Consider the following 26,042-nt stretch of genomic DNA (forward strand, 5'->3'; position numbering starts at 1 on the left):
ATCACCCATGCATGGAGTGGAGCATTGCACTCAACTGGACGCTGAGGTGTAAAAGCGCAGGGCAAACAACCAGAACGACCGCGCCGCAGCGAAGAAGATCACCGCCAAACCAAAGCCGGTCAGCAGCATTGGTGCTGCGGCTTCCCCGAGCAGCACCTGGGCGGGAACGGTGGTGAGAAAGGCCACCGGCAGCACCACGGTGAACAACAGGCGCAAGGCCGGGGGATAAGCATTGAGGGGATAACGACCGGAGGCCAGCAGGGCCCGCAACACCTCGGTGGCATTCCATGTCTTAACGAACCAGATGCTGGTGGCAGCAATCAGAAACCAGAGCGAATAGAGGATCAAGCCACCGGCCAGCAGCATCACCTGCACGGTGAGCAATGAGGAGAAGGTGAGCATCACGCCGGCCTGATGACAGCCCCAGGCCAGGAGCCCCAGGCCAAGGCCTATTTCTGGCAAACCTGCAGGAGAAAGCGTGCGCAACGACAGCCAGAACTGGCTGTCGATCGGCTTGAGCAGCACGAAATCCAGGGTGCCCTCGCGCACATGTGTGACGATCGCCCCAAGATTCGGGCGCAGCCAGGTGGTGGCCATGCCGTCGAACACGGTGTAAAGCCCTTGCACCATCAGGGCCTGGGCCCAGCTCCAGCCCCCCAGAGTCTGATCGGGGCCATAAAACAGCGAGAGCAGAAACAGGCTGCCGCTGAGGCTCATCGCCACCGCCAACAGCTCGATCAACACATTGGCCTGATACTCCAGCTGCACCGCCACGGCCGTGCCCCAGAAGCGACGCAGGGTTCGCCAGTAGCGCCCCATCAGGCCCCCATCGCGCTGTATCGGCGCACGCCGGCCCGCCAGAGCAGCAGCACCAGCGGCAACAACAGGGCGATCCAGGCCAATTGCGCCCCGAAGCCCGCCATCAAATTCACCGGTTGCCCGGCCAGCACTCTGGCCGGGAAGTCGATCAGATACGGGAAGGGAGTCCACTGGGCCACAGTCCGCACCGCCGGCGGAAACGCCGTGAGCGGCGCCAACAGACCGGACAGGAACACAAAGGGAATGAACTGGAGCCGCTCGAGGGCGCTGGCCTTCTCACTCCAGAAACAGAGGGCCGCAATCAAGCTCTGGAACAGAAAGGCGATGGCAAAGGCCATCCAGGTGGCCAGCCAGGCCAGCAGGAAGCCCCCCAACGACGGCAGCCAGAAGGCCTGGGGCTGCACCGCAAAGAACACCACTGCGATCAGAGCCGCGAAGGGCAGACGGGTGAGCTGCTCGCCGAGGTGGGCCGCCACATAACGCCAGAGCGGATGCAGCGGCTGCAGCAGATAGGGCGAGAGCCGGCCCAGCAGGGCATCCTCCTCGAAGGCATAAACCACCCACACAACCGAGAACTGGCGAACCAGAAAGGCGCTGAGGAAATAGCGATCCAGGGCCACACCATCCAGCCCCAGCCCCGAGCGCGCGTCACTACCGCTCCAGACGCTGAGCATGATGAACGGCAACACCCCTGAGAGCGCCCATAGGGCGATCTCGGCGCGGTACTCGAGCATGTGGGCGTACTGGGAGCCCAGCAGCACCCGAATGATCCGCCGGTTCAGCCCGAAGATCCGCATCAGACGCGCCCCTGCCGGAACAACCCACCGATCAGCTCCTCGATCGGTGGATCGGTCACATCCAGATCACGAACAGGAAAGCGATCCAACAGCTGCGCCACCACCGCGGTGAGCTGGTCGCGGGGAACCAACAGCCGCACGTCACACCCCTCCAGCTGCTCCAGCCGTCCCAACCCGGCCAGTGCTCCCGGCTCAATCGACGACTCCAATTTCAGCCGCACCTCACGCTCCGGCGCCAGCTGATCGGCCAGCACGTCCAGGGGACCGTCATGGAACAACCGCCCCTGGTGGATCAACAGCACCCGGGGGCACAGGGCCGTGATGTCTGCCATGTAATGGCTTGTGAGCAGCACCGTTGCCCCCGTGCGGCGGTTGTAGTCCGCCAGGAACTGACGCACCCGGGCCTGGGCATTCACATCCAGGCCAAGAGTCGGTTCATCGAGAAACAGCACCTCCGGCTCATGGAGCAGGGCCGCCAGCAGTTCAGCCTTCATCCGCTGGCCCAGGGAAAGCTTGCGCACCGGCCGGGTGAGCTCCTCCCCCAGCTCCAGCAGATCGGCCAGCTCACTGATCCGCCGCCTGGCCACCCCATCGGGGATGCCGTACACCGCCGCATTCACCCGCAACGAATCCATCGGCGGCAAGTCCCAGAGCAGCTGCTGCTTCTGCCCCATCACCAGGGTGATCCGGCGCAGAAACTCCGCCTGGCGGCGCTGCGGCCGATAGCCCGCCACCTGCACCTCCCCGGCGCTTGGGTGGATCAAGCCGCAGAGCATCTTCAAGGTGGTGGTTTTGCCGGCACCGTTGGCTCCGAGAAAGCCCACCATCTCTCCGGGCTCAATCCGGAAGGTGACGTCCTGCACCGCCATCACATCCCTGGTGCGGCGGCGGACGAAATGGCGCAGGGTGCCGGCCAACCCGGGCTGCTTCTCGGCAACCCGGTAGATCTTGCTCAGCCCCTCAACCTGAATCACCGAATCAGCTCAGATCCGCCAGGCGCTTACGCGCCAGATCCGCCTGGGCCTGCTTCTCATCCAGGTTGGCCTGGCATTCCGCCACCACCTCTGGCGGAGCCTTATCGGCGAAGTTGGGGTTGCCCAGCCGGCCCGCCAGGCCCTTGATCTCCTTCTCGGCCTTGGCGATGTCTTTCTCCAGGCGGCCCTTGAGCGCGTCGAGATCAACGAGGCCTTCGATTGGCAGCAGCACCTGAAGCTCTCCGCTCACCCCCGCCAGGGCCTTGGCCACCGGAGCGGCATCGGCCTCAGCCGGCGCCATCACCGCCACTGACTCCGCCCGGGTCAAGGCTGTGATGTCGGCCGCACCCTGAGTGAGCACCGCTGCCAGCGCGGCGCGGCCGGTGACGAAACGCACCGGAACCGGTTGGGAAGGCTTGAGGCCCGCCACCGCCCGTAGGTTGCGCACCACCCGGATGGCACCGATCAGCTCAGCAAAAGAGACTTCCAACGCATCATCCAAAGCGCTCTCCTCCAGTGCCGGCCAGGGCTGCAGGGCCAGGAACATGGTCTCCGGCTCACCGGTGACGCTGTGCCAGAGCTCCTCGGTGAGGTGGGGCATCAGCGGATGCAGCATCAGGTGCATCTGGCTGATCACCTTGGCCAGCACCTGCTTAGCGACCCGCTGATCGGCGAGGGCCTCCGCTGAGGGGTTCTCACCGAGATTCAACCGACGCTTGCTTAGCTCCACATACCAATCGCAGACATCGTTCCAAGCGAACTCATAGAGCCCCTTGGCCGCTTCACCCAGGCCGTAATTGCTGTACCGCTCAGCCGTCTCCCGATTCACCCGGGCCAGACGCGACAGGATCCAGCGATCTGCCAGCTGCAGAGCAGCGGGGTTGGCATCCCCCAACTGACCCGGCGTCTCGCCGCCCAGATTCATCAGGGCGAAGCGGGTGGCATTCCAGAGCTTGTTGGCGAAGTTGCGGGACGCCTCCACCGTGGCGGAGGTGTCCTTTTTGCGGTCGTAGTCCAGACGGATGTCCTGCCCCGCACCGGCCACCTCCCGCACCAGGGCGAAGCGCAGGGCATCGGTGCCGTAACGCTCGATCAGCAGCAGCGGATCGATGCCGTTGCCGGCGCTCTTGCTCATCTTGCGGTTCTGCTCGTCCCGCACCAGGCCGTGGATGTAGACGTCCTGGAAGGGCATCTCGCCGGTGAAGGCGCCGGCCATCATCGTCATCCGGGCCACCCAGAAAAAGATGATGTCGAAGCCCGTCACCAGGGTGCTGGTGGGGTACCAGCGCTGCAGGTCAGCGCTGTCGGCATCGGGCCAGCCCAAGGTGGAGAAGGGCCAGAGGCCGCTGGAGAACCAGGTGTCGAGCACGTCTTCGTCCTGCTCGATCTCCGCCAACGCGCCGTACTTCGCCTTGGCCTTCACAAGGGCTTCGGCGGCGTTGCGGGCCACCACGTAGGGCGTGGTGTCGGTGTATTTGCAGCCGGTCTCGCTGATGACGAACCAGGCGGGGATGCGATGGCCCCACCAGAGCTGACGACTGATGCACCAGTCGCGGATGTCGGTGAGCCAATCGCGGTAGACCTTCTCCCAACGCTCGGGGATAAAGCGGGGGTCCTTGTTCTCGAGAGCCTCGCGACAGCGGGTTGCCAGTGGTTCTGTTTTCACGAACCACTGGGTGGAGAGCAGCGGCTCCACCGGCACCTTGCCGCGATCGGAATAGGGAACGCTGTGGCGGTACTCCTCCACCTTCACCAGCAGCCCCAGCTCATCCAGGCCAGCCACCACTGCCTTTCGGGCCTCAAAGCGATCCAGTCCTTCGAACTGACCAGCCTCCTTATTCATCGTGCCGTTCTTGCGCATCACCGTGATCTGGGGCAGACCGTGGCGCTGGCCGATGGCGAAATCGTTAGGGTCGTGAGCAGGCGTCACCTTGACGCAGCCGGTGCCGAAATCCTTCTCCACGTGGTCGTCGGCGACGATTGGAATCTCGCGCCCCACAAACGGCAGCGTGAGGGTCTGACCCACCAGATTGGCAAAGCGCTCGTCGCTGGGATTCACCGCCACCGCCGTGTCGCCCAGCATTGTTTCGGGCCGGGTGGTGGCCACCTCCAGGTGACCCTCGCCGCTGCTGAGGGGATAGCGGAAATGCCAGAGATGACCCTCCACCTCCTTCATCTCCACCTCGAGGTCGCTCACCGCCGAACCTGAGGCGGGGCACCAGTTCACCAGGTATTCACCGCGGTAGATCAGCCCCTGCTCATGCAGCCGCACGAAGGCCTCCTTCACCGCCTCACTCAGGCCCTCATCAAGGGTGAAGCGCTGGCGCTTCCAATCAACGGAATAACCCAAGCGCCGCAGCTGGTCCACGATGCGGCCACCGCTTTCGGCCTTCCACTGCCAGGCCCGCTCCAGAAATGCCTCACGGCCGAGGTCGTGACGGGTCTTGCCCTCCTGCTTGAGCTGCTTCTCGAGGATCGTCTGCACCGCAATCGAGGCGTGGTCGGTGCCGGGCAGGCACAACACGTTCTTTCCCGCCAGACGTTGGTAGCGGACGATCGTGTCGATCAGAGCTGTGTTGAAGGCATGGCCCATGTGCAGGCTGCCGGTCACGTTCGGTGGCGGGATCACCACCGAAAACGCTTCTCCCGGTGCTTTCGGATTGGGATGAAACGCTCCCTGGTCCTCCCAGGCCTGCTGCCAGCGGGCTTCCGTGCCAACCGGGTCGTAGGTCTTTGGGAGATCAGGCACGAAACAAGGGCAGGATCCGAGCGGCCATGCTCGCAAAAGGGTGAACCAGGGAAACGCTCATAAAATCATCTCAATACTTGGAAAGAATGCGGCGTTCTATCCAGTCCCTGGCAGCAGTGCTTCTTTGTTCGGGATTGCTGGCGTCTTGCTCCAACAACGAAGGAGTCAGCCTTCCCACGGTGCTGAGGGTGGCCAGAACCATTCCCAACGACTCCGGGGCTGAATATGACGACTACGAACGCATGGGGGCACTGGTAGATGGCCTTGTCAAACAACTTCGAAGCGTAGACAGCTCGATTCAGATTCAAACCGCACTGTATGGACGGAGGAATTTTGTTGACGAAATTCAGAGGCAAACGAGCAGCGGATTCGGGCCAGATCTGATCATCACCGATAGCGAAACGACTCTGGAATTGTATTCCCGAGATCTCATCCATCCAATTGGATCAGACGCCAAAGTTAGTGACAATATTCCAGGGTATATTTTCAATCTCGTTAGAGCTAAAGACGGACAACTTGTTGGCCAACCCGTCAGCCAATACGTGCAGTTAGCATGTTACAACAAGGAAAAGGTACAAACGCCACCCGATTCGCTAGTCGATTTACCCAAAGACAATGACGACCTGACATTTGGCTTAGCCCTGCAACTCAAGGATTTGTACTGGACTGCAGAAGCTTTTCAAGCTGAGCAAGCTATTGAAATTGCCATGCAGGGCCAGAAACCATCGAAAGAACAGGCCCAGAAAGTCAGCACATGGTTGACATGGCTTAAAACAGCAAGTTATCAACAAAACATCCGTTTCCTCAATGATCAGAACAGCCTTCGCCGCGCGCTGATTTCCGGAGAGCTGGACTGGATTACTTGCTGGAGCACAAATCTCCCGGAACTACGCGAAACAATGAAAGACAAACTTGGGGTTGTAGGAATACCAAAGGGACCATCCAAAAAGCTTCGTGCCATGACAAGACTTTCAGTTTGGTCTTTGGGACGAAACTCAAGCCCCAGACAAAGAGAGAAAGCTCTCACATTCATCGACTTTATTACAAAGCCCTGGGCACAAAAAACCTATGCTCTCCGCAACAAAACATCCTTTCCGGTCGATAAAAATGCAGCCAAAATTGTGGCATCTAAAATCCCTGGCGGGCTATCCGCTTTATCGCAATATGAAAAATTAGCCATCAAGGTTTCGGCCGCAGCAAGCCGAACCAAAGCGATGGTGTTCAGAGACCCAGAACGCTATGACACGATCTCTGAACATTTACTCGACACGATTTACGATATCGAAACCCCTGACGAAGCCAGCCAGAATATCCTCTCTGCGCTTCAGGAGGAAAGGAAATGATTAAAGAATTCCTGCGCGAAATCATCAGCTGGCTCGGCTATCTTCAACGTGGATCCGTTCTTCTTCAGATTTCTCTATTTGTTGTCGCTATTGCCCTAGAGCGACGCTTCCAAAACCGACTGCGATCAAAAATCCCCTCTGCAGCGGTTAGCCTGGTAACACCAATAATCTTGTTGATTATTGGTATAACTAGTATTGCTCTTGGCTTTCCAGGCGGCTTCCTCCGCTACCTTTCCGCCGTCTGGCTGACCTGGAAGCTTGTTAAACCTATCAAAGAAATTTTAAAGAAGCGCGCTCCCAATTTTCCAGCAGATGAAGTTGATAAATCTATTTTCAGACCAATTTTCTTGGTACTTTTACTTCTCACATTTTTCCAAATGATCGGAAGCCGTGAAGCACTTTCAGTGATTCAAATCGGCACCATCTTTGGCGTTGTTCTCACCATCGGGAAACTATTCTCCGCTGTTGTCGTGGTCTACGCCATCTTTACTCTGGCGAGCCGTCCCGCCTCATTTCTCGCCTGGATCAGTGGAAAATTTTTCGGCATTTCAATTCAAGGTCGAAAAGCCCTGGAATTGATCCTTCGCTACTCGATGATCGGCCTCGGCATCATCGGAGTGAGTTACTACATCGGAATCAACGGAACAGCCTTGGTCGCCGTTGCCGGTGGACTTTCCGTTGGCATTGGCTTTGGCCTGAAGGAAATTATTTCCAACTTCATCAGCAGCATCTGGCTGCTGTTTGAAGGAACGGTACGTCCTGGCGAGGTGCTGATGGTGAACGGCGACCCCTGCACGGTTCGGAAACTTGGCATGCGTGCTACGCAGCTACGTCGCGGCAGGGATGGTGCCGAGTTGCTGGTTCCAAACCAGAATTTCTTCACGCAGGAAGCGGAATCCTTCACGGCGGAGGAAACCTCCAGACGCGGCAATGTAGATGTAGGCGCGGCATATCACCACGAACCCCAGCAGGTCATTGATGTTCTGGTGGACGTGGCCAAGAGCCATGAAAGAGTTTTGGAATACCCACCGCCAGCGGCATTCACAACGCAATTTGCCGACTCCTCAATCAACTACAAAGTGCTGTTCTGGGTCCGCAATCCACTCGACGCGTTCGCCGTTGAAAGCGATCTTCGCCAGATGATCTGGGTGGCATTCGAAGAGCATGAAATCGGCATTCCATTCCCGCAGCAGCAGGTTTACCCGATGGAGTGGCCGCCCTCGAAGAACCAGACCCTGCGCATCGGATCAGCAGATCACAGCCTTCAAGCAGAACCTGCCAACGACGATTCAAGTGGAGAGACGGCGTAGATAGTTGTTCTGGCTGCCGCCATTAATCCAACCGGTGGCAATCGTTTTGCTGAGACTGGCATTCACCCTGCCGCGATGAATGTGGGAGGGCCCAGCCGGAAAAATCACCAACTTGCCGCGTTCAGCAGGCTCGTGATGCTCTTGCCAGTGGAATTCGGTCCCGGCCTCATCGACGCTGTCGCAGTAAAGGATCCAGGCCAGAACGCGATGGACGGGCTCAGTGGCTTCCTCACCGATCGTCCAGTCGCAGTGCCATTGCCGGAATCCCTCCCCTGGTGCGTAACGCTGCAGGTTGAAGATCGGCATCACAAACAGGTCCTGATCAGGACAGACCGAGCGAAACAGCGGGCGTTCCTGGAGGTAATGCTCGAGCGCCGCGGACACGCCTCGAATCAGCACCTGCGAAAGGGCATAGGCATCAGGATCGCTTGGGTCGATGGCGACAAGACTGATATCGGTCGAGACCTTGGCAGGCTGATCGCCACCACCGGGGCCGAAGGCGATCCCCGGCCGCTGCAGATCCATACGACGGTCAAAAAACGCCATCACGCCATCGGCCACAGCCTCGAAGCCTGAATTGCGATAGCGACCGATCAACCGCATCAAGCCGTCTCCCGCCGGGGAACCACCACAACCGCATCCAGCTCCTGCCAGCGGTCCTGGTCCGTCACAACATCAGCCATGAGGCCAACCCGCTCGATCACGCTGCAGGCCCGTGACCGGTCCAGAGGGACTCCGGGACCCATGGGCAGGATCAACACCTGCTGCTCAGCGGGATCCGCCATCACTTTCAAATCGAGATCCTCCAGCTCACGCTCGAAGAACAGGCGCCGCATCCTGCCGGTCAAGGTGGGACCAAGTGCATCGGCGAAGGACGTCATGCCGGTCTCGTCGCCACGACACCCGCAATTGAGAGACAACCAGATCAACAGCTTGACCCAGCTTTCGACCGTCCAGGCCGGCTGAAAGCTGTCCCGGTGCTGACGCACCAGTTCAGCGATCGCGAAATCAAACAAGGTGGCCTGGAGGCCGGTGGCATCAGCGGAATCCATGGCTGTCATCCTCTCCTTCAACGAGTCAGACTGAACCGACTGGCTGTATCCACCATGGCCCTAGACCTCAACGACCCGGAACTGGAGTTTTCCGATCTGGTCTACGCCTACCAAAGCTGGGTGATGGCGGTGATCAACGACGAGAAGCTCGGCAGTGAAGAGAAGCTGCTGAACGATGACATCGCTGAGGATGCGCTCAATTCGATGCGCTTCCTGCCCGGTGAAGTCACCAGCGCGATCGAAACCAGCCTGGCGCGTGTCTACGACGTCGACGCGGACGAACTGGCCGAACTGCTGTTCCCGGAAGAGTGATCCTTCATGGGATGGACCGTTGCTGACATTCCCTCCCAGGAAGGCCGCATCGCCTTGGTGACGGGAGCCAATATCGGCCTAGGGCTTGAAACAGTTCGCGCCCTGGCGATGAAAGGGGCAACCGTCTTGATGGCGTGTCGCTCGCATAGCAAAGCTGAATCAGCGCGCAGCGCCCTGCTCGAGCAAGGCCTGACGGGCCTGGACCTGATTGATCTCGACCTCGCGGATCTCGACAACGTGGGGCCTGCGGCCGAAACGGTGCAACGTCGTTACGGCCAGCTGGATCTGCTGATCAACAACGCCGGTGTGATGGCCCCGCCATACCAACGCAGCCGCCAGGGGCATGAACTCCAGTTCGGCGTGAATCACCTCGGACACATGGCGCTCACACAAGCGCTTCTACCGCTGCTGAAACAGGACGGCAGGGTGGTGACGGTGACGTCCGGTGCCCAGTATTTCGGGCGCATCCGCTGGCACGACCTCGCCTGGCAAGAGAATTACGACCGTTTCGGCGCCTACAGCCAGAGCAAACTCGCCAACGTGATGTTTGCCCTTGAACTGGATGCCCGCCTGAAGCGATCCGGTAGTGGAATCAGATCCTTGGCCGCCCACCCCGGTATGGCCCGCACCAATCTGCAACGCAGCAATCTCACCGCCGAGAGCAACCAGCTTGAGCACCTGGCGGTGAAGCTGTTTGATCCACTGCTGCAAAGCGCCTCGATGGGGGCTCTGCCGCAATTGCATGCCGCAACTGCAAGCTCGGCCGCAAGCGGTGATCACTTCGGACCGGATCGGCTGGGCGGTCTGCGGGGACACCCCACCCGCTGCCGTGTGGCACCGGCGGCACGCGATTCCAGCCAGCGGGAGCGGCTTTGGAGCGTGAGCGAAGAACTTATTCAGGCCTGAAACGGCTTTGGCTGAAGCGAACCAGCAGCTTCTGAAACTGGGGCCTTACGTGATGGGGCGAGTGCGCCGCGGTGTTGTCGGAGACAGCCGCTACGCCCGCCGCCTTCGCAGTGCCATCCACGACGCAGCCCATGACCCGGATCATCGTCCCGTGCTGATCAGCGGTGAACCAGGGCTCGGCAAAGACAACCTTGCCGCCCTGATCCACTACGGCTCCGATCAGCGCCGACAGTTGTTGTTGCGCTTCAACCACCGGGATCTTCAAGGCCCGGCTGGCGCGCTGCTCTGCGAACTGGGAGACAGCACTGTTCTGATTAATGGGTTCGACCAGATCGATTCACCCCTGCGCCAGATGCTGATCGCGATGGCGCGTGGTGAGGTCAACACCTTTCATGGCCGGATGCTGTTCACCAGCGAAGCCAGTCAGCCTGATCTCGATGGCATCACCGTGCTGATCCGGGTCCCACCATTGCGCGTGCGGCGATCCGACCTGGGTGACTGGCTTCGCTACCACGTGCGCCTCTAGTGCCGCGAACTCGGCTGGAACCAGCCCCCGCAACTACCAGATGTCGTGGTGCGTCGACTGCAGAATCACGACTTCCCCAACAATCTTCAGGAACTCGAAACCCTGGTGGACAGGGCTCTGAGGCAAGCCCGCCAGCAACGTGGTGACCACTTACCGGTTGCCCTGCCAGAAGCCGTGTTCTGGACCGGAACGGAGCAAGGTCGTCATCGCTTCGACCTCTGGCGCTGGAAACCGCAGTGGCGCCATTGGATGAGAGCTCCAGCCCTGTGGAACAGCCTGCTCTACGGGCTGGTGAGCTGGTTGTTCATCGCCGTGAATCTTGCGCTCTGGCTTGGACCCCAAACCCGAGCGGACAACAGCGTGCTGAAGTTGTTCTGGGCCTGGTGGTGGCCCTTGATCCTGCTGACCTATCCCCTGGTGGGTCGCCTCTGGTGCGCTGTCTGCCCGTTCATGGTCTGGGGACGGTTAGCCCAGAAGCTGACACCATGGCGCCAAAGGGTTTGGCCCCATGGGGATACGGATCGCTGGGCAGCGCCCGCGCTGGCCGCTGGGTTCGCCGCGATCCTGTTGTGGGAAGAGGTCTGGAATCTGGAGGACACGGCCTGGCTGAGCAGCGCATTGCTGCTGCTGATCACCACCGGCGCCGTGATCGGATCGATGCTGTTCGAGAAGCGGTTCTGGTGTCGTTATCTGTGCCCGGTGGGTGGGATGAACGGCCTTTTCGCCAAGCTCGCCATCACCGAACTGAGAGCAGAGTCGGGAACGTGCAGCGGTAGCTGCAGCAGTTACGCCTGCTTCAAGGGCGGCCCCGCCGAGGGAGAAGGACTGGCCAGTGAAGGGTGTCCCTTGGGAAGTCACCCTGCCCAGCTCAGCGACAATCGCAACTGCGTGCTGTGCATGAGCTGCGTCCAGGCGTGTCCAAACCGGTCGGTACAACTGAGGCTGCGACCACCGGCTGCCGATCTCCAACGCAGGATGGATGCCCCTGCGGGTGAGCGGGGACTGATCCTCGTTCTTGCGGGGGGGGTCTGCCTGCATCACTGGCAACGGTTGCTGGGCTGGCTCCCTCTTGCGCCGATGTCACTGCATGAAGGGCCATTGCTCCCAAGATTGAGCTTTGCCGCCTTAGCCCTGGCCATACCGTCTGCCGCTGGAATCTGGTTCCAACGACGTTGGCTGTACGCCTGCTTGCCCCTGCTTTGGGCCCTGCTGCTGGCGCGACATCTACCCCTGGGGATGCAGGAAGCCGGCACAGTGCTGCCGGAAGGTTGGCCCCAATGGCAGGCAGACCGCCACGTGATCGCCTTCTGTCAGACGTTCGTGGTGGGAATCGGATGGATCGGAGCTGCCGTACTTCTGCGACGACTTGCGGATCTCAACCGTTGGAGCTGGCTGACTGGCACGATGATGCTGCTGATGATGGGTCTGGCCGGTCGCTGGCTAGTAGCCCTCTAATCGTGATGAACGATTCCTCCCCAAGGTTGAATGCACGCCAGAAACAACTGCTGGACGCACTGAAATCCAGCCTTGATGAGATGAGTGGCCAACAGCTGCATCGCAGTTTGATGGGAGGGCCAGGAGCCATGGGCCTGGCAACGGTGTATCGCAACCTGCGTCAGCTTCAGCAACGCGGGCTAGTGCGCTGCCGACATCTCCCCAATGGCGAAGCCTTATATGCACCGGTTGACCGTGATCGCCACCACCTCACCTGTGTTGATTGCGGCATCACCAGACCCCTGGACCACTGCCCGATTCACAGCCTTGAAGTGCCCCCGGACGCGGGCCGCGACTTCGTTTTGCTGTTTCACACGCTTGAATTCTTCGGTGTTTGTAGCAGTTGCCGAAACCGGCAGGAGACCGCTTCATGACTCTGGCCGCCACCTATCTGGGAGCAAACGGCTGGTTGCTCGATTTCAACGGACTGCGGGTGCTTGTTGACCCATGGCTGAAGGGAGAGCTCAGCTTCCCACCTGGCGCCTGGCTGCTTCGCGGAGAACTCGGAGAGGAGCGGGACACGCCGGACAATTTGGACCTGCTGCTCCTGACCCAGGGGCTTGCCGATCACAGCCATCCAGCCACGCTCAAAACACTGCCAAAAGAGTTACCGGTTGTGGGGTCCACAGCGGCGGCACGGGTGGTGAAACGACTCGGATTTCAATCAATTTCTGCCTTGAAACCCGGCGAATCGCTGACGCACAAGGGACTCTCGATTCGCGCCACCGCCGGAGCCCCGGTGCCGTCCATTGAAAACGGCTACCTGCTGAAGCACAGCTCCGGCAGCCTTTATCTCGAACCCCACGGTTATCTGGACCCATCACTGGGCAAGGAGCAACTTGACGCGGTGATCACACCAATGGTCGATCTCGGACTGCCGTTGGCAGGTGCATTCGTGAGGGGGTGCACAGTCGTGCCCGAGCTGGTGGAACGGTTCCAACCAACGACCGTCCTGGCCAGCACATCCGGCGGTGACGTGCGCTTTGACGGAGCCCTGAGCCGGATGCTGCAACTGCATGGCTCTATCAGTGACGCGGAAAAACAGCTGCCAGCAGACACCCGCTGCATCGATTCAGAAGCAGGAGAGCGTTACGTACTCTCGGCACGCTGACGCACCTGGAGGCGACGCTGAACCGAAGCCAGATCCTCAGCAAAGAATGAAGCTTGTTGCAGCCAGAACGGTCTCCAAAAGACCAGGCTCCCCCTGAATCCCTAGTCATAACGAGATCAGAACGAGCGCTCAGTGACAGAAGGTCAAGGTTGCGTTACATTTCGTATCAATCGCACTCGACGGATGCAGTCCAATCAAGCCAACGACCAGTGGTTTCAGTCTGCTGCTGCACGCGATATCCACTTGGATCAACTCAAGAGAGTCGAGCGATTCAACGGGCGGGCAGCCATGCTCGGGATCGTGATCGGCATCATCACCGAAGGTCTTACGGGAGCTGGAATCGCCCACCAGATCGGACTGGGAGCTCTCGTTGATGGCTATGCCGCCTGCCGGACCCAGTTCCTACCGTTCTGCTTCTGATTGATAGACAGGAATTTGCCCAGAAGTGCGGACTTGAATCCGTGCTTCTGGGCAGGTTTTCGATCAAACAAGACGACTGAGACATCGTTGTTTCGCTGTGTACAGGAAACAGGCTCAGACGATCGGCGGATTCACCTCAGCCAGTTGCCGGCAGGGAGCCTCCAACCCTTGAGATGGCACTCTGCAATCCAGTGTTGGTTGCCGAGGACTGTCATTGGCTCCGTGCCCTGGGGTGGCAAGCAACGTTCCAGTCGTCAAGACAATGCCTGCCAAACCACAGAGCGTTGAAACGAGGATTTCACGAGTATGTGGGGAGATCATGCTGGTCATGCGAACTCCTTGGGTGGTGGAAAGGACGTCGACCTTTCTCGGTGAGTTCACCATCTCCCAGACGAGTGCTGGTTACATCCCCCAAAGGAGGGACATGTGGACTGCTGAGGCCATGTGAGCATTCCCTCTCAAAACAAGAGCGACTGACAACACAGCAGCCATTCGCACGGCAAAGATCCAGGGATCTGCGTACGTTGAATAAATGGAACGGCTTTACGAACTCGACGTCATTGGCCTCGATGACGCTTGCTACCTGAAAAGGACGCTGAGAACAACCGGCGCCTCAGCAGTCATTGAATATCGCGTTCTGGGCGGCGCCCAGGAGATGTCCATGTTCAATTACACCGTTGAAATCAACAATCACGCTCTTGATCGCTATCCCTGGTCTTCCGAAAAAATCTGAACTCAGCACTGTTTCCGACTGAACGTTCAACGACAAACCTGCTCAAGCATTGCTTCTCCAACCGAGCCCGGCGGCACAAGCAACCATCTCGCTTTCGTTCCATCGCTGTAAGTTGCCCTGGTGCGACCGCGTTCACAATCGGCCTCAACCGTCCAGAGATCACCTTCAGACGATCGATGGAGAAAATACACAGGTGAGACAATCTTCACTGACTCGCAACGACCCTGATCACAACTGATATCAACCCAGCGAGTCATGTTCCTCGCCTGCGCAGTACGATTGATGCCCATGAATGCCACAGACAAAAAACCGATCATTAGGAGTTTTTTCAAAATCAAAGCGCGCAACTCGAGAGGATTTTCAAGATCTTAAACATCCGAACCAGTCGTTGAACGACACATTCACCAAGGTCAGATCATCGAAGAAGACAGATTGACAGCAGGGATCCATATGCTATCAATCCCGACGACACTGCACGTCATATATTGAGCGATCGAGAAGGGCCATAGCAATCGATGGCTGACTTAAACCTTCAGGCTGGCTGATGCAACCAAGCTGCGCTTACTTGGTGCAACGGTTACGAGACAATGACCCGCATTTTGAAGGATCAATGGCTGGCCATGTCGATTGCCTGTGTGGGCCTGGTGGCATTGCTTTGGGTTGAGTGGATCACCACATAACACTCGACTCAGCCGTCATCGTCTGCGTTGCACGCAATCGTCAGGGCCAAGCAAGCCGTCTCGACATGCCTCTGAAATCACCTGAATCCGTTGCTCAGGTGTCGTGGCACCACGACTGTTCAAGAGCTCATACACAGGCAGGCTGATCAAGCGCTCCTTGAGGAGCATGTCGTTGGTTTGAGCCGAGACCGGAATCGCAAGCAAACCGAGAGCTGTCAAAGCAACAACAGCCTGACCACAAGACATCAACATCGATCAAGCGCAATCGCTGGAACCAACTTGCACGAAAGACGGCTGGAAACAAGCTGAGCATCGATGCTGATGGGCAAACATCAACCAACAGCAGCGAGATCGATCAGAGCACTGCATGACGCAAGCGAAATCCGTTCGTCAAACAAGAGTGAACTTGATGCGTGGGAATCAGTTGGCAGTCACGAGAGTCACTCAGATTCAGATGGACCAAGCCAAACAGCTCCAACGCTTAAACCTTTTGGAAGACACCAACACGAACGGAGATGAGCTGGTCGGCCTCTCTGTGCAGTTGATTGAGGACCCCAGCGGTATCAGCGTTGCTCCCCTGGCGCAAAGAGGTTGGTGTGGCTGATCAGCAGCATTCGCAACTGCTGCAGCACTGATCTTGGTCTGCATGTCCATCGGCGCAAGCCTGAGAGCAATACACCTTTCCTTCTCTCTCAACGGATGTTTGCGCAGAAACCTGGCAGCCACAGGGCTCACAGGCACATTCCAATTGGGTCGTGGCCATGGTGAGAACACTTCAATAACTTCTTATAGAACTGAACCCCTCTTGATGCATTCACCCATCTGGGGGAGTTTTCAACAGGTCTCAAAGTTTGTCTCCGCAAACAACGCTGGACTGACTCCCCAGCAGTCAGGGAGTCAGATGCATCCCAAGCGCCCGACGACCCGGATTAGCCATCGGAATGAAGAGGCATCCGTCGATGAGGCCCTTCAATTCTCACGATGCATCACCTAAAGGGGATTGAGAGAGATCAATGACGCGACGCAGGCAATCAATTGATCGCAGGCAAAGTCGGCAACGATGCTTCCGCCAGCTCCGATCACGAAGCATCGCTCTGGCCTTCCAACCAGCAGGCCGTTGCGACATCCAGTGCAAACTTGCCATCAAACTCTTGCTAAAGGGCTGAGGTTTCGACACACAGACAATGGATCACCTGATCAAATAACACCAAGTCCTCGCAGGAGGAAGACCTTCGCGCAGGAAGCTTGTCAAAGCTATGCCCATAGACGGCCTCAGCAATCATCACAATGAAAGGATATCAACCAATCCAAATCGCTGATAAAATAAGCATTCGGCAAACGCTCCAAGCGCAGGAAATGATTCAAATCACAAGCAACTGCCCGCAAAGCTTGATTGCGGATCTCGGAATCAAGCAATGGCCAATCTGGAGCTGCGAAGCAAGCACATTCCCCTGGACATACGATGAAAAAGAAACATGCCTGATTCTTGAAGGAAGCGTGAGGGTGACTCCCAACGAAGGAGAGGAAGTTGAATTTTCAGCAGGGGATCTTGTTGAATTTCCAAAGGGATTAGCTTGCACCTGGCATGTCAAGCAAGCTGTCCGCAAACACTACAAATTTGGTTGAGCCAATGGATTGGCAGACGGAGGCACAAGCAGCCCTCAGAAAAGACGTGCCGTTCTTTGTCCGCGGCGCCGTCAAAAAAAGAGTTGAAGCAATGGCACTGGATGATGGCTTGACGAGCATCGATCTATCTTTTTATCTTTCAGTCAAAGAACGTATGGCACCCAAATAAAATTTAATCAGGTCTCAAAAAAATATATCTATAACCCGTTAATCGTATCCCAAAACCCTGAACGCTGTATCGGCGGCTGATAAGAACAATATTTGCCGACGTAGGTCTGCCAATCGATTTCCAGCTGCATTAGGTCTTGAATCATCTTTTGAGGCGCCTGACGCTGTTGCATCTCATAATTTTCTTCATTCATAAAGTGTGCAAGATTTGTTGCATGGCGACAAGCATAATCATGCCTACCAGCACGATTTTGCTGTTCAGCCATATCCATGACATTTTTCCACTTCTTAAGAGGAGGACCCTCTTCAGCATGAAGCGGCGCCGAAAGCAATAAACCCAAAGCCACAAAAAAGAATGGTTTCACAAAGCATCTTATTAGAAACTCAAGATTAACAGATTCAAGGCATCAACCCTTCAAAAGAAGGAGTGTCCCTAAATCGAGGCGCCCTCCAACGCCGGACTCAGGGATTGCACTGAATTCACCAATAATCACACTCAGATATCAATCGCCACTCTTTCGCAGCAAGAAATCAAGATCATGAACACCTGATCACAGATGTGATGACACTGCGCAAGAAAAAATGCTCGGAAGAAATTTATTTTCCCTGCTTTAGATGCATCAAAACACATCAAAAACTTCAACGGCGCGTGCAGGAAGAGCACTGTTTGAGACATGGACAGCAGCAACCCTAGCCCAAAATAAATTCATCTTCCAATGCAATCGCATCATGATATCTGCCAACATCCTGCAACAGCTCAACTCTGCTATGGAGCCGTTGCGTGCCTTGCTGATCCAGAGGAGCTTCGTTAAATTGCATCACATCTCGATCAGTCCATGACGGATCATTGTCATGGCCGTCATCATCTCGAGGAAAAGCAACATGCATGATTGTCGAGAGGCTTGGATGACCATAAAGTTCAAAGCTCTCCCATGACGTATCAAGATATATTCTTCCGAAACTGATATTGATGATACAAAAATAAAGTGGCAATGCGCCGGGAAAAGACGCTCCTGTGTTGCAACTTCCTTGCATGACATTGGAACTTTCCTAAGGTTCACGTCTCCAACATTCACCCTCCATTCAATGATATCTGTCGGCGGGAGAAAATCGACGATCAATCTGCATTGAAATCACGATCGACGCAATCAAATGGGATCAAAATGCATTGCTCTCTCGATCAAAAATCTTGGTTTTGCAGACCTCACTTCTTTTGATGCGAACTGGCTCGTGCAAGCCAGCAACCGCACAGTCATGAATGGGCGATCACAGGATCGAACTGTGGACAGCCTGCTTGTAAGGCAGGTGCTCTACCGCTGAGCTAATCGCCCTGATCTGGAGATTCTGCCTGAACACGGCACGCTGAATCCAATCCTTCACCGATCGCCGTCATGGCCTCCGGTCGCGACCACGATCGCGCCACATGCCTGAGCTGTCTCCCCTTCGGACTTCTGCTGGGCGTTCTGCTCGGCCATTGGTGCGGACTGATCGGCGCAGTGGCCTTCTTCGTGGGGGGCCTCTGGCTTTCACCTGATCTCGATACTCACTCCAACGCCTTGCGCCGCTGGGGGCCCCTGGCCTTCCTGTGGTGGCCCTACCGCCGACTGTTACGCCATCGTTCCGTTTGGTCCCATGGGCCTCTGCTTGGAACGATTGGACGTCTGTCGCTGTTGACAGCTTGGTTGTGGTGTCTTCTGGCTGTCATCCCTGGCGCAGATTGGAATACCTTCTGGTCCAGCGCGATCCAGTGGTTCAACGCTCAGCCCCAACAGGCTGTGGCCATGTTGGTTGGACTGGAAGCCAGCGTTTGGTTGCACCTGATCCTTGACGGGGATCCATTACCCGTTGAGTGGAACCGGAGTCGCCGGCAATGAGAGGGTGGGCGCGCGTGTTCTCTGCTGATCCATGGACGAAACCAGCGGTGCGGCGCTTCTGAAGCTGATCGATGTTGTTGCCCGTCTGAGAGATCCGATGAACGGCTGTCCATGGGATTTGGAACAGACCCACCGTTCGCTGGTGCCTTACGTCCTGGAAGAAGCCAACGAAGTTGCTGACGCCATCCGCCACGGTGATGACGACCATCTCTGCGAGGAACTCGGCGATCTCCTGCTCCAGGTGGTGCTGCATGCTCAGATCGCCAGCGAGAGCCAGCGTTTCAACCTCTCTCAGGTAGCAGACGGGATCACAGCCAAGTTGATACGCCGCCACCCGCACGTCTTCGGTGGTGAACTGCGCAGCTGGGATGCCATCAAGGCAGAAGAACAGGGGCAAAACGAGGCTGCGTCAACGAGTCCGCTCAGTGATCTGCTGGCGAAAAAAGTGCGCGGTCAACCCGCTTTGGCCGGAGCCATGAGCATCTCCAAAAAGGCAGCGAAAGCTGGATTCGAATGGGACAACCTCGATGGGGTTTGGGAGAAAGTGCGCGAAGAGCTGGCTGAGCTTCAGGAAGCGATCGCCAGCGGAGACACCCAACACGCCCAGGAGGAACTCGGTGATGTGCTGTTCACATTTGTGAACGTGGCGCGCTGGTGCGGAATGGATCCGGAAGAGGGGCTGGCAGGAACCAATCGTCGCTTTCTCGACCGTTTTTCACGGGTGGAAGCAGCCCTGGGAGGAAATCTGCAAGGCAAGAGCATCAATCAATTGGAGGCTCTCTGGCAGGAGGCCAAAGCCCAGATTCGATCAGAAGGGACGCGCCCCGAACAATGATCACAAACACCGTTTGAAAAAGACGGCGGAACTGCCGTGAGGAGTGAAAATTCCGCGCCAATGTTAGAAAAACACCACCTGTGGTGTCTGTCAATTCTCAGACACCAAATCTGTACATCTCAAATGTCGAACAATTCACGCTTCAGAAAACTGAGCATGTCAGCCCAGGCCCGATCGGCCAGCTCAGGATCCCAGCGCCAACCGTCATCACGCATGAAGGTGTGATTCGCTTCATAGAGATGGGTTTCATGACGGAGGCCTGACAAGGCCTGAAGAATCTGGTCACGGGCATCTGAAGGAACGTGCGGGTCCTCCGTCCCGAACAACGTGAACAGTGCACCTTGAATCTCAGCGACCCGCTGCAGTGAATCGGCAACGCCGCGGCCAAGTTTTCCGTTCTGAAGACCCGTCGGATACAGGCAGGCCGTCGCCTTCACGTTGGCCCGGAACGCGGCACGAAGAGCGAGATGCCCACCGATGCAGAAACCCATCGCGCCAAGACGGCCGGCATCCACATCCCCGTCCGCTGCCAACCACTTCAATAGGGCGACGGCGTCGGCATCAAAAGCGGCGATGTCGGAACGGCGGGCATCATCGTTCCCCCGAAGACGGCCCATCGCATCCGGTTCGATCACCGTGCCCACAGGCTCGAGTCGATGAAAGATCTCTGGCGCCGCCACCACAAAGCCATAACCGGCGAGGCGATTCGCCAGACGCAGAATCGGGTCGCCTAGTTGATAGATATCGGAATAGAACAAAACACCCGGGTGGGGGCCACCAGCAACAGGCCTCGCCACATGGACTCGCATCAGGCTGTCATCGACAGTCATTCCGATGGTCTGCTGCTCGATCCGCATGAGAGGCGGCAAATCACTCGTCGAGTCTTGGACGATCTCGCCGGCGCCGCTTGAGATCCCCACGTTTTTTCTTGGCCTCCAGACGTCGCCTGACTGCCCCACGACCAGGACGGGTGGCTTTGCGCTGAGCGGGCGGCGGCTGCAGAGCCTGACGCAAAAGAGTCGCCAGCCGAACCATGGCCAGCTGACGGTTCCGCCACTGGGAGCGCTCTTCCGCAGCCACAACTCGCAAACGACCATCGAGAAGGCGAGGAGCAAGCCTCTCTTTCAGCCGGGCCAGGCGGAAGGGCCCAAGGTCCGAACATGCATCCAGATCGAGCCACAGCTCAACACGAGAATCCGTGGTGTTGACACCCTGTCCGCCAGGGCCTGAAGCCCTGCTGAAACGCCACCGAAGGTCCCTGGCGGGAATAACAAGACGATCGTTAACGATCAAGTCCACATTCATATCTACTCTTCACCTTGTTCATTAAAAACAAATGATCAATCGTTAAATCACCTGTACCAAAACTACGTTTGCTTGCAACTCATTTGATTGTGAATTAAAAATAGTTCGCAAGTCGAGCAAATTGAATTCATAAAAAAGGTGGTGAAGCTGCGCTCTTCCGCCGCAACTCCCACCAATCACAGTCAAACACTACATTTAGCACCAGTCAATCCTTATACAACCAAATGTAGTGTCAAGACCCACCAGAGAGTTAGCTGGATGGGTGCAGGCTCGGATCGCGATGAGCGGCTGGATCGACGAGGTACATCAAGGCGTGCGTTACGGGTTGGCAGGCGAGGTCTTGATCGAGGAGATCAGCCCGTTCCAACGAATCACCGTGATCAGAAGCGAGCGCTACGGCCGGGGGCTGATGCTCGATGGCTGCTGGATGACGGCGGAAGGTCAGGAACGGCAGTATCACGAGGCTCTGGTTCATCCCGCCCTGTGTGCTGCAGCCGCGGTCGAACGCGTGTTGGTGATTGGTGGCGGCGATGGCGGCACGGCCCGTGAGTGCCTGCGCCACAAAGATGTCAAGCAACTGGACCTTGTTGAGATTGACGCCCGTGTGGTGGAGCTCAGCCGGATCCATCTGCCCGATATCGGCGGCGGCGCCTGGGATGATCCACGTCTGCAGCTGAGCATCGGCGACGGCATCGCCTGGGTCTCGAACGCAGAAGCGGCCAGCTACGACGTCATCCTTGTCGACGGCTCCGACCCGGCAGGTCCCGCGGAAGGGCTGTTCAACCAGGCCTTTTTTGAACATTGTCGACGGGTCCTCAGACCAGGGGGCGTGTTCGCCACCCAAAGCGAATCTCCGGAGGCATTCCGTGACGTCCATGTGGCGATGGTGCGCTTGATCCGTGAGGTGTTCGGTCACGCCGATCCGCTCTACGGATGGGTTCCGATGTACCCCAGCGGCATGTGGAGCTGGACCTTTGCTGCTGTCGATGGCCCCCGCTACCGACAGCCCGATCCCTGGCGCGCCGAACACATTGCTGGTGGCTGTGAACTCTGGAGTCCGCGTTGGCAGCAAGGCGCGTTTCTGGCCATGCCGGCCTTCATCGAAAGAGAACTCAAGCCATGAAGAAGCTGTTCGATACGGATGGGAAGATCTTCATGGGAGCCCAACGGAATCCCAACAACTGCCGAGTGGGTTTGTTCGGCGTTCCCTATGACGGCACCACCTCCTTCAGGCCGGGCACGCGTTTCGGTCCTGCGGCGATCCGCGAAGTGAGCCAGGGATTGGAGAGCTACTGCCCCCAGCTCGACCGGGACTTAGACGACATCGCCTTCGCTGATCTTGGAGCGGTCGAGATTCCCTTTGGTGCACCCCAACCGGTTGTGGATGCGGTTCTGAATGCGACACAGACCGTGCTGGCACTGGGCCTCAAACCACTAATGCTCGGCGGTGAGCACTCGATCAGCTCCGGTGCCGTGGCAGCAGTCGCAGCAAAGCATCCCGACCTTGTCCTGCTGCAACTCGATGCCCATGCCGATCTCAGGGAGACATGGTTGGGAGCACGCCACAGCCATGCCTGTGCCATGCGTCGCTGTCTTGATGTCCTGCCCAGTGGTGATCTGCTGCAACTTTCAATCCGCAGCGGCACACGCGAGGAATTTCTGGAACTTCGGCGCAGTGGCCGTCTGATCACAAACGCGCAGACATTAGAAACCGCGTTGATCCCATGGCAAGACCGACCGCTGTATTTGACGGTTGACCTGGACTGGTTCGATCCCTCTGTGCTGCCAGGAACCGGTACCCCGGAACCCGGGGGATATGACTGGCACGATTTCGCAGACGTGGTCGACGTGCTGAAACGTCATCGTCTCGTGGGGGCCGATGTTGTGGAGCTCGCACCGCAACTCGACAGCAGTGGCGTCAGTTCCGTGCTCGCAGCGAAGGTCTGCCGCAGCCTGCTCCTGCTTCTGGGTTCGGACCAACCAGACGCTCAATAGAAGTGGCAGGCGTCCACGCGCTGTTCCCGCAAACGGGCATGCTGGCGCCCCAGTAAATCCAGAACCAGAGTCGGATGTTTATGAATCAGGGTCAGGAAGCTGGCTCGATTGAGACGAATCAACGACAGCGGCGTCAAAGCCTTTGCATCGCAGCTGTGGAATTCGCTCGTTTCAACCAAATCGCGATAAAAAAACAATTCGCCCTGCCCGTAGCGAATCCTGTTTCTTAGCCCTGTGCTGAGTTCAACCAAACCGAGCTGAACCACATACACAGCCTGGACCTGTTCACCTTGTCGGTAAACAAATGAACCGGTCGGAAGCGTGAGCCTGTCACCCTCGGGATGATCCAGAAACAGCTGAAGAGGAGTTGCTTTGGTCGTTGAAGCCCGCAATGCAGAGGCTGAAATTAAAGAAGCATCTTGATCAAGGAAATCCCGATCCACAGTTGTTCACGACACAAGATCGATCAATGGACCTGCCGTTGCGGAATGTTGCTGACGACAACATTCACGCCAGAGCTCGATCCAGCTCCAGCTGACGGTCAAAATCAACGGTTGCGGTTTCGCTTAAACGAGGAAGTTGCGGAGAGCGAGGCGTCCAGTGATGGCAGACCACGAGTTCCGCGACCTCGGCATGCACCTCAAGATCTCTCAGGCGACACCATCCGGATTGACCAGCGTCTCCGGAACAGTGCTGACAGGTTCGGCAACTGAGCCTGCTTGCCAAGAACAACTAGGAAGGACGCTCAGGGTAAGGACGGTTGAAGAAATGGACGACCCACAAACCCAGATCTGCCAAATCACTTCCATTTGCTGAAGACCTCCATAAGATTGCGCGTCCTCCCCTTTTGTTGATGCCATTACTCCGCACTCCCCTGCATGACCTCTGTCTGGAGAGCGGCGGACGCATGGTGCCATTCGCAGGCTGGGAGATGCCTGTGCAGTTCAGCGGGCTGGTTCAGGAGCACGCCGCCGTTCGCAAAGGCATTGGGGTCTTCGACATCTCTCACATGGGAGTGCTGAGGTTGGAGGGTCCCAGCCCCAAAGACGCCCTGCAGCAGCTGGTGCCCAGTGACCTGCACCGGATCGGCCCTGGCGAAGCCTGTTACACGGTGATGCTGAATGCATCGGGGGGCATCCGCGACGATCTGATCGTTTACGACCTTGGAGCCATCGACAGCAAGAGAGGTGCTCTGATCCTGGTGATCAATGCCGCCTGCGCTGAGAGTGATACAGCCTGGATCCGTGAACAGATGGAACCCGCTGGCCTAACGGTCAGTGACATCAAGGACGGTGGCGTTTTGTTGGCCCTGCAAGGGCCAGGGGCCATCAGCCTTCTGGAGCGGCTCAGCGGCAGTGATCTCAGCGGTGTATCACGGTTCGGACATCGAGAGCTGAGGCTCGATGGGCTCAGCCATCCCGTCTTCACCGCCCGGACCGGCTACACCGGCGAAGACGGGGTGGAGATGCTGCTCAATGCGCAGGATGGTCGTCTGCTGTGGAAGCGACTGCTCGCAGAAGGGGTGACTCCCTGCGGACTTGGTGCCCGCGACACCTTGCGGCTTGAAGCGGCGATGCATCTTTACGGACAGGACATGGACGAGACAACCACCCCCTTTGAAGCGGGGCTCGGCTGGCTGGTGCACCTGGAAATGCCAGCTGACTTCATTGGCCGGAAAGCCCTCGAAATCGCTGCCGAGCAAGGTCCTAACAAACGACTGGTTGGACTGAAACTGCCAGGCCGAGCCATCGCACGGCATGACTATCCAGTACTGCACAACAACGAAACGGTCGGGTCGATCACCAGTGGCAGCTGGTCGCCCACCCTCTCCGAACCGATCGCTTTGGCCTTTGTTCCGGCCGCCCTGGCCAAGCTGGGCACGGAACTCAAGGTCGCGATCCGAGGGCGTGAGTCATCGGCTGTCGTAGTGAAACGACCCTTTTACAGGCGCTCGGCGTGATCCAGGCAGCCAAGAACTGATCAGACTGCAAGAGATCCCAGAACGGCGGAATGGTTGAGCTGGTGATGGAGGAGATCGTTCCTCTGATCGCTCTTGCCTTGGCTGGAGTGGCGGCTGGTCGCTTCTTTGATTTCAAGCAGGGAAGCGAAAAAATACTCACGCATTTCGTTCTCTGGCTGGCAGGGCCATCGGCCCTCTTCCTGGCGATCCAGAACAGTTCGGCAGATTCACTGCTGGATGCCGGGCTCAGCTTGACGAGCCTGCTGGTGTTTTCCGTGACCTACCTGGGCACGGTTCTTGTGCATCGCTTCTGGTTGGGCCACGCGGTCGCGGACGGCGCCGTCGCCGCCTGCTGCACCACCTCGATGAATTTGATCATGATCGGATTGCCGATTTCGCTCAGCGTTGCCGGAGATCAGGCCGGAGCCGTTGTGGCCATCAACGCCCTCTTGTCGCTGGTGATCTTCGTCCCAGTAACGGTGGCCTTGCTGGATCCTTCCAAGCCTGAGCAGAGGGATGACTCCTCGAGTTTGGGCAGTCATGTCGCCAGCTCGCTGGGCAACCCCCTGGTCGTTGGCACCTTGATCGGACTGGTTGTCCTCAGCCTTCACATCACCGTTCCCTCCACCATTGAGCTCACGCTTGGTCTCCTCAAGGAAGCAAGCGTCCCCGTTGGCATGGTGGCCCTCGGCCTCACCGTGAATTCCATCGGCCTGCGGTCCATCAACCGGGAAGTTCTACTGATGTGCGGAACCAAAATGGTGGTCGTGCCAGCGATCGCCCTCGGTGCGGCCGTTCTGTTCCGACTCCCCCCGGCCGCGGCCACCGCTCTTGTGGTGTTGTTCAGCTGCCCGCCCGCTCTTCACTCGTACATCCTCGCCAGCGAATACGGCACCTATGAGCAGGAGTCCGACGGCATCATCCTGCTCTCGATTCTGATTTCCGTTCTATCGATCCCCGCCTTCATTTATGCCTGCCAGATGATCTGGGTGATCAGCTGAGAGGCGCGGCAACACTTCCACCGGAACCACGCTGCATGGGATCATCCGGTCT

The 26,042-nt window shown here is 57.8% G+C and carries 34 protein-coding genes and 1 tRNA gene; 19 read left to right on the plus strand and 16 right to left on the minus strand.

Going from position 1 to position 26,042, the window contains the following annotated elements; translation table 11 throughout:
* Nucleotides 1-30: 30 nt before the first annotated feature.
* From SYN9616_RS0110925 to SYN9616_RS0110940, 4 genes are read right to left on the minus strand one after another with little or no spacing between them, the layout of a single operon-like run.
* Complete coding sequence (locus SYN9616_RS0110925) at nt 31-819, minus strand: ABC transporter permease (RefSeq protein WP_028953114.1); 789 nt, start codon at nt 817-819, stop codon at nt 31-33.
* Nucleotides 819-1,616 (minus strand): ABC-2 family transporter protein, encoded by a 798-nt coding sequence (locus tag SYN9616_RS0110930; protein ID WP_028953115.1) that lies wholly within the window; start codon nt 1,614-1,616, stop codon nt 819-821. The genes SYN9616_RS0110925 and SYN9616_RS0110930 overlap by 1 nt, the downstream gene beginning before the upstream one ends.
* Nucleotides 1,616-2,590: an ATP-binding cassette domain-containing protein gene (locus tag SYN9616_RS0110935; protein WP_028953116.1), complete on the minus strand. Its 975-nt coding sequence runs from the start codon at nt 2,588-2,590 to the stop codon at nt 1,616-1,618. The genes SYN9616_RS0110930 and SYN9616_RS0110935 overlap by 1 nt, the downstream gene beginning before the upstream one ends.
* Nucleotides 2,591-2,594: 4 nt before the next feature.
* Entirely contained in the window at nt 2,595-5,339 is a 2,745-nt protein-coding gene (locus SYN9616_RS0110940; protein ID WP_028953117.1) for a valine--tRNA ligase, read from the minus strand.
* 86 nt (nt 5,340-5,425) lie between these two features.
* Here SYN9616_RS0110940 and SYN9616_RS0110945 point away from each other — a divergent pair, with 86 nt between their 5' ends.
* A complete protein-coding gene (locus tag SYN9616_RS0110945) occupies nt 5,426-6,682 on the plus strand; it encodes an extracellular solute-binding protein (protein ID WP_028953118.1) in 1,257 nt (418 codons plus the stop codon).
* Entirely contained in the window at nt 6,679-7,992 is a 1,314-nt protein-coding gene (locus SYN9616_RS0110950; RefSeq protein ID WP_028953119.1) for a mechanosensitive ion channel family protein, read from the plus strand. The genes SYN9616_RS0110945 and SYN9616_RS0110950 overlap by 4 nt, the downstream gene beginning before the upstream one ends.
* Here SYN9616_RS0110950 and SYN9616_RS0110955 read toward each other — a convergent pair.
* Together SYN9616_RS0110955 and SYN9616_RS0110960 are read right to left on the minus strand one after the other, a co-directional pair.
* On the minus strand, nt 7,972-8,595 hold the full coding sequence (locus tag SYN9616_RS0110955; RefSeq protein WP_028953120.1) for a 2OG-Fe(II) oxygenase: 624 nt from the start codon (nt 8,593-8,595) through the stop codon (nt 7,972-7,974). The genes SYN9616_RS0110950 and SYN9616_RS0110955 overlap by 21 nt on opposite strands.
* Nucleotides 8,595-9,044 carry a hypothetical protein gene (locus SYN9616_RS0110960; protein ID WP_037991503.1) on the minus strand — a complete coding sequence of 150 codons (450 nt, stop codon included), beginning with the start codon at nt 9,042-9,044 and terminating at the stop codon, nt 8,595-8,597. The genes SYN9616_RS0110955 and SYN9616_RS0110960 overlap by 1 nt, the downstream gene beginning before the upstream one ends.
* A 54-nt stretch (nt 9,045-9,098) precedes the next feature.
* Between SYN9616_RS0110960 and SYN9616_RS0110965 the strand changes: the two genes are divergently transcribed.
* The 8 genes from SYN9616_RS0110965 to SYN9616_RS0111000 all read left to right on the plus strand — a co-directional run bounded on the left by SYN9616_RS0110965 (nt 9,099) and on the right by SYN9616_RS0111000 (nt 14,546).
* Nucleotides 9,099-9,356, plus strand: a complete 258-nt coding sequence (locus SYN9616_RS0110965) for a hypothetical protein (protein WP_028953122.1) — start codon at nt 9,099-9,101, stop codon at nt 9,354-9,356.
* 6 nt (nt 9,357-9,362) lie between these two features.
* A complete protein-coding gene (locus tag SYN9616_RS0110970; RefSeq protein ID WP_028953123.1) occupies nt 9,363-10,262 on the plus strand; it encodes an oxidoreductase in 900 nt (299 codons plus the stop codon).
* Nucleotides 10,263-10,269: 7 nt separating this feature from the next.
* Entirely contained in the window at nt 10,270-10,788 is a 519-nt protein-coding gene (locus SYN9616_RS18220; protein ID WP_369791931.1) for a sigma 54-interacting transcriptional regulator, read from the plus strand.
* Nucleotides 10,789-10,836: 48 nt separating this feature from the next.
* Nucleotides 10,837-12,243: a 4Fe-4S binding protein gene (locus SYN9616_RS15735; RefSeq protein WP_369791932.1), complete on the plus strand. Its 1,407-nt coding sequence runs from the start codon at nt 10,837-10,839 to the stop codon at nt 12,241-12,243.
* A gap of 5 nt (nt 12,244-12,248) precedes the next feature.
* The gene (locus SYN9616_RS0110980) at nt 12,249-12,656 is read left to right on the plus strand and encodes a transcriptional repressor (protein WP_028953124.1); all 408 of its coding nucleotides are present in this window, start codon (nt 12,249-12,251) and stop codon (nt 12,654-12,656) included.
* Entirely contained in the window at nt 12,653-13,393 is a 741-nt protein-coding gene (locus SYN9616_RS0110985; RefSeq protein ID WP_028953125.1) for an MBL fold metallo-hydrolase, read from the plus strand. The genes SYN9616_RS0110980 and SYN9616_RS0110985 overlap by 4 nt, the downstream gene beginning before the upstream one ends.
* 183 nt (nt 13,394-13,576) lie before the next feature.
* On the plus strand, nt 13,577-13,813 hold the full coding sequence (locus SYN9616_RS0110990; protein WP_028953126.1) for a chlorophyll a/b-binding protein: 237 nt from the start codon (nt 13,577-13,579) through the stop codon (nt 13,811-13,813).
* A gap of 532 nt (nt 13,814-14,345) precedes the next feature.
* Nucleotides 14,346-14,546 carry a hypothetical protein gene (locus tag SYN9616_RS0111000; protein ID WP_028953127.1) on the plus strand — a complete coding sequence of 67 codons (201 nt, stop codon included), beginning with the start codon at nt 14,346-14,348 and terminating at the stop codon, nt 14,544-14,546.
* A gap of 26 nt (nt 14,547-14,572) precedes the next feature.
* Here the strand turns inward: SYN9616_RS0111000 and SYN9616_RS0111005 are convergent, their stop codons facing one another.
* Nucleotides 14,573-14,893 carry a hypothetical protein gene (locus tag SYN9616_RS0111005; protein ID WP_156918775.1) on the minus strand — a complete coding sequence of 107 codons (321 nt, stop codon included), beginning with the start codon at nt 14,891-14,893 and terminating at the stop codon, nt 14,573-14,575.
* A gap of 348 nt (nt 14,894-15,241) precedes the next feature.
* On the minus strand, nt 15,242-15,478 hold the full coding sequence (locus SYN9616_RS15740) for a hypothetical protein (protein WP_156918777.1): 237 nt from the start codon (nt 15,476-15,478) through the stop codon (nt 15,242-15,244).
* A gap of 202 nt (nt 15,479-15,680) precedes the next feature.
* Between SYN9616_RS15740 and SYN9616_RS0111020 the strand changes: the two genes are divergently transcribed.
* Nucleotides 15,681-15,830 carry a hypothetical protein gene (locus tag SYN9616_RS0111020; RefSeq protein WP_156918778.1) on the plus strand — a complete coding sequence of 50 codons (150 nt, stop codon included), beginning with the start codon at nt 15,681-15,683 and terminating at the stop codon, nt 15,828-15,830.
* Here SYN9616_RS0111020 and SYN9616_RS16605 read toward each other — a convergent pair whose 3' ends face one another.
* Nucleotides 15,831-15,989 (minus strand): metallothionein, encoded by a 159-nt coding sequence (locus tag SYN9616_RS16605; protein ID WP_071991458.1) that lies wholly within the window; start codon nt 15,987-15,989, stop codon nt 15,831-15,833. It lies immediately after the preceding gene.
* Between the two features lie 593 nt (nt 15,990-16,582).
* On the opposite strand from SYN9616_RS16605, the gene SYN9616_RS0111025 reads away from it, so the two are divergent.
* On the plus strand, nt 16,583-16,852 hold the full coding sequence (locus tag SYN9616_RS0111025; protein WP_028953130.1) for a cupin domain-containing protein: 270 nt from the start codon (nt 16,583-16,585) through the stop codon (nt 16,850-16,852).
* Between the two features lie 4 nt (nt 16,853-16,856).
* Nucleotides 16,857-17,021: a PCP reductase family protein gene (locus tag SYN9616_RS0111030; protein WP_028953131.1), complete on the plus strand. Its 165-nt coding sequence runs from the start codon at nt 16,857-16,859 to the stop codon at nt 17,019-17,021.
* A gap of 28 nt (nt 17,022-17,049) precedes the next feature.
* On the opposite strand, the gene SYN9616_RS0111035 is transcribed toward SYN9616_RS0111030, so the two are convergent.
* The 3 genes from SYN9616_RS0111035 to SYN9616_RS0111055 all read right to left on the minus strand — a co-directional run bounded on the left by SYN9616_RS0111035 (nt 17,050) and on the right by SYN9616_RS0111055 (nt 18,351).
* The gene (locus SYN9616_RS0111035) at nt 17,050-17,385 is read right to left on the minus strand and encodes a hypothetical protein (protein ID WP_028953132.1); all 336 of its coding nucleotides are present in this window, start codon (nt 17,383-17,385) and stop codon (nt 17,050-17,052) included.
* A gap of 325 nt (nt 17,386-17,710) precedes the next feature.
* A complete protein-coding gene (locus SYN9616_RS17395) occupies nt 17,711-18,055 on the minus strand; it encodes a hypothetical protein (protein ID WP_156918780.1) in 345 nt (114 codons plus the stop codon).
* Nucleotides 18,056-18,279: 224 nt separating this feature from the next.
* Nucleotides 18,280-18,351: transfer RNA gene (locus SYN9616_RS0111055), tRNA-Val, on the minus strand.
* 60 nt (nt 18,352-18,411) lie between these two features.
* Here SYN9616_RS0111055 and SYN9616_RS0111060 point away from each other — a divergent pair.
* Nucleotides 18,412-18,894 carry a metal-binding protein gene (locus tag SYN9616_RS0111060; RefSeq protein WP_028953135.1) on the plus strand — a complete coding sequence of 161 codons (483 nt, stop codon included), beginning with the start codon at nt 18,412-18,414 and terminating at the stop codon, nt 18,892-18,894.
* 31 nt (nt 18,895-18,925) lie between these two features.
* Nucleotides 18,926-19,729, plus strand: coding sequence for a nucleoside triphosphate pyrophosphohydrolase (gene mazG, locus SYN9616_RS0111065; RefSeq protein ID WP_028953136.1), 804 nt, complete (start codon nt 18,926-18,928; stop codon nt 19,727-19,729).
* 119 nt (nt 19,730-19,848) lie between these two features.
* Here the strand turns inward: mazG and SYN9616_RS0111070 are convergent, their stop codons facing one another.
* On the minus strand, nt 19,849-20,586 hold the full coding sequence (locus SYN9616_RS0111070) for a dienelactone hydrolase family protein (protein WP_028953137.1): 738 nt from the start codon (nt 20,584-20,586) through the stop codon (nt 19,849-19,851).
* A 13-nt stretch (nt 20,587-20,599) separates the two neighbouring features.
* A complete protein-coding gene (gene arfB / locus SYN9616_RS0111075; protein ID WP_028953138.1) occupies nt 20,600-21,034 on the minus strand; it encodes an alternative ribosome rescue aminoacyl-tRNA hydrolase ArfB in 435 nt (144 codons plus the stop codon).
* Nucleotides 21,035-21,314: 280 nt separating this feature from the next.
* Between arfB and speE the strand changes: the two genes are divergently transcribed.
* Both speE and speB read left to right on the plus strand, forming a co-directional pair.
* A complete protein-coding gene (gene speE, locus SYN9616_RS0111080) occupies nt 21,315-22,157 on the plus strand; it encodes a polyamine aminopropyltransferase (RefSeq protein WP_028953139.1) in 843 nt (280 codons plus the stop codon).
* Entirely contained in the window at nt 22,154-23,029 is an 876-nt protein-coding gene (speB, locus tag SYN9616_RS0111085) for an agmatinase (protein WP_028953140.1), read from the plus strand. Before speE ends, speB begins: the two co-directional genes overlap by 4 nt.
* Here speB and SYN9616_RS0111090 read toward each other — a convergent pair.
* A complete protein-coding gene (locus SYN9616_RS0111090; RefSeq protein ID WP_028953141.1) occupies nt 23,023-23,421 on the minus strand; it encodes a cyclic nucleotide-binding domain-containing protein in 399 nt (132 codons plus the stop codon). The two genes, speB and SYN9616_RS0111090, sit on opposite strands and share 7 nt — an antisense overlap.
* Nucleotides 23,422-23,536: 115 nt before the next feature.
* Nucleotides 23,537-23,755, minus strand: coding sequence for a hypothetical protein (locus tag SYN9616_RS0111095; protein ID WP_028953142.1), 219 nt, complete (start codon nt 23,753-23,755; stop codon nt 23,537-23,539).
* A gap of 127 nt (nt 23,756-23,882) precedes the next feature.
* Between SYN9616_RS0111095 and gcvT the strand changes: the two genes are divergently transcribed.
* Together gcvT and SYN9616_RS0111105 are read left to right on the plus strand one after the other, a co-directional pair.
* Nucleotides 23,883-24,989, plus strand: a complete 1,107-nt coding sequence (gcvT, locus tag SYN9616_RS0111100) for a glycine cleavage system aminomethyltransferase GcvT (protein WP_028953143.1) — start codon at nt 23,883-23,885, stop codon at nt 24,987-24,989.
* Nucleotides 24,990-25,039: 50 nt separating this feature from the next.
* Nucleotides 25,040-25,990: an AEC family transporter gene (locus tag SYN9616_RS0111105; RefSeq protein ID WP_028953144.1), complete on the plus strand. Its 951-nt coding sequence runs from the start codon at nt 25,040-25,042 to the stop codon at nt 25,988-25,990.
* Nucleotides 25,991-26,042 lie beyond the last annotated feature (52 nt).

Source organism: Synechococcus sp. CC9616, from assembly GCF_000515235.1.
GTDB lineage: Bacteria > Cyanobacteriota > Cyanobacteriia > PCC-6307 > Cyanobiaceae > Parasynechococcus.